This window comes from Verminephrobacter aporrectodeae subsp. tuberculatae At4 (assembly GCF_000193225.1).
Taxonomy (GTDB): domain Bacteria; phylum Pseudomonadota; class Gammaproteobacteria; order Burkholderiales; family Burkholderiaceae_C; genus Acidovorax; species Acidovorax aporrectodeae.
The window spans coordinates 1-2,108 of the sequence record NZ_AFAL01001010.1; the positions used below are offsets into that span (position 1 = coordinate 1).

Genomic DNA, 2,108 nt, shown 5'->3' on the forward strand with positions numbered 1-2,108 from the left:
GAGCCGCGCGCCGCCGTTGATCGCCAGTGCGCGCAGCCGGCCAGACGCGATGTGCTGGAGCACGCTTTCCGCATAGTTGAAGCTGATGTCGACGCTGCCGCCGAGCAGGTCGCTCAGGGAGGAGCGGTTGTTGTACGGCACGTGCGTGAACTCCACCCGGGCCGCGTCCTGAAAGCGCGCCGCGGCCAAGTGCGTCTGGGTGCCCATTCCCGAGGATGCGTAGCTGACGCGCCCCGGCGCCTTGCGCGCCGCTTCGACCAGTTGCGCCACGCTGTGCCAGGGCGTCATGGAGTGGGTCACCAGCACGGTCGATTGGCGAAACAGCGAATGCACGGCGCGCAGATCGCGCGACGGATCGGTGCGCGCGGCCGGTTGCAGGGCCAGATTCGCGGCCTGCGTGCCATGCGTGCCGTAGAGCAGGGTGTAGCCGTCGGCCGGCGCCCGCGCGACGTACTCCGCGCCGATCATGCCGCTGGCGCCGGGCCGGTTCTCGACGACGACCGGCTGCCCCAGCGCCTGGGCCAGCTGGCGCGCGATCAGCCGCCCCTGGTTGTCGGCGATATTGCCGCCCGCAAAGGGGACCACCAGAGTGATGGGGCGCTCCGGCCAGGCGCCCGCGAATGCGCCGCCAGCGCTGAGCAGCAGGCCCGCTGCCAGGCCGGCGAAATGGGTTGAATGGGTTTTCACGTGGATCATGGGCGCCTCCTGCTGCGCAGGTTCAATAGGAATGCCGGCCCGCCGTGGCGCCGGCGTCCACCGGGAGCACGGCGCCGGTGACCCAGCCGGACTCGTCGCTTGCCAGGTAGCGGACCGCGTGCCCTACGTCCCAGCCGCTGCCCTCGGTTTGCAGGAAGGAGCGCTTGCGGCGGGTCTCGCGGATTGCGTCGCTCATTCCGCGTGCGTAGACCATGGGCGTATGCACCATTCCCGGCGCCACGCAATTGACGCGGATGCCTTGCGCGCCGTGGTGCGCCGCCATCGCGCGCGTCATGTTCACCACGGCGCCCTTGGACGTCGGATAGAGCAGGCTGGGGTGCCCGCCGATGAGTCCGGCGACGGATGCGATGTTCACGATCGCGCCCCTGCGCTGCGCCGCCATGTGCGGGATGCAGTGGCGTGCCATGAGCATCATGGAGGTGACGTTGACGCGCAGCGCCATGTCCCAGTCCTGCAGGTCCAGGTCCACCGCCGTCCCCGCGGGACCGGCGATGCCCACGTTGTTCACCAGAATGTCGATGCGGCCCCAGGTCCGTACGGCCTGCTCCACGGCCTCGCGGCAGTCCGCGTCGCGGCTCACGTCGCACACTTGCAGCTGCGCCTGGCCCCCCTCGCGGGCGATCATTTCCTGCGTCGCCTGCGCCCATTCGGCAACGCTGTCGAGCAGCAGCACGCGCGCGCCGTCGCGCGCCAGGAGGAGCGCCGTCGCGCGCCCGTTGCCGACGCCGTCGGCGCGCGAACCGGCGCCGGTGACGAGCGCGACGCGCCCCTGCAGCGAGCGGTCGAAGGTTCTGGCTTCCTGGTCCATGTGCATTCCTGTGGATCAATGAATCGCGCGCGCCTGCCCTTGCCAGTAATGCGCGCGCAGCTGCTTCTTGTCCGGCTTGCCCAGCGGGGTCAGCGGCAGGGCGTCGACGAAATCGACGGTTTTCGGGGTGCAGACCGCCCCCTTGGCCTGGCGCACCAGGGCCCGCAGCGCTTCGCCTTCGACCTGTGCTCCCGGGTGCCTCACGACCACCGCCTTCACGGCCTCGCCCCAGCGTTCGTCGGGCACGCCGATCACCGCGACGGCGGCGACCGCCGGATGCTGCGCGATCACGTCCTCGACCTCCCGGGGGTAGACGTTGAAGCCGCCGGAGATGAGCATGTCCTTGCGCCGATCGACGAGGTGGTAGTAGCCGTTGGCGTCGCGGCGCGCCAGGTCGCCGGTATGCAGCCAGCCGCCGCGCAGCGTCTGGCGCGTGAGCTCCGGCTGCTTCCAGTAGCCGTCCATCACCAGCGGGCTGCGCACGCACAGCTCGCCCACCGCGCCGTCGGCAACCGGCCGGTCCTCGGCGTCGAACAGCGCGACCGTGACGCCGGGGTAGGGCATTCCGGCGGAGGCCAGCACG

Annotated in this window: 3 protein-coding genes; all 3 read right to left on the reverse strand. The window is 70.8% G+C overall.

Going from position 1 to position 2,108, the window contains the following annotated elements; translation table 11 throughout:
- Positions 1-696 (reverse strand): Bug family tripartite tricarboxylate transporter substrate binding protein (locus VTU_RS30275; protein WP_010110440.1); only part of this gene is annotated, 696 nt, incomplete at its 3' end.
- Between the two features lie 22 nt (positions 697-718).
- Complete coding sequence (locus tag VTU_RS0124550) at positions 719-1,525, reverse strand: SDR family NAD(P)-dependent oxidoreductase (protein WP_010110441.1); 807 nt, start codon at positions 1,523-1,525, stop codon at positions 719-721.
- Between the two features lie 15 nt (positions 1,526-1,540).
- Positions 1,541-2,108: AMP-binding enzyme (locus VTU_RS0124555; RefSeq protein ID WP_029554731.1), on the reverse strand; the 568-nt coding region annotated here is incomplete at its 5' end.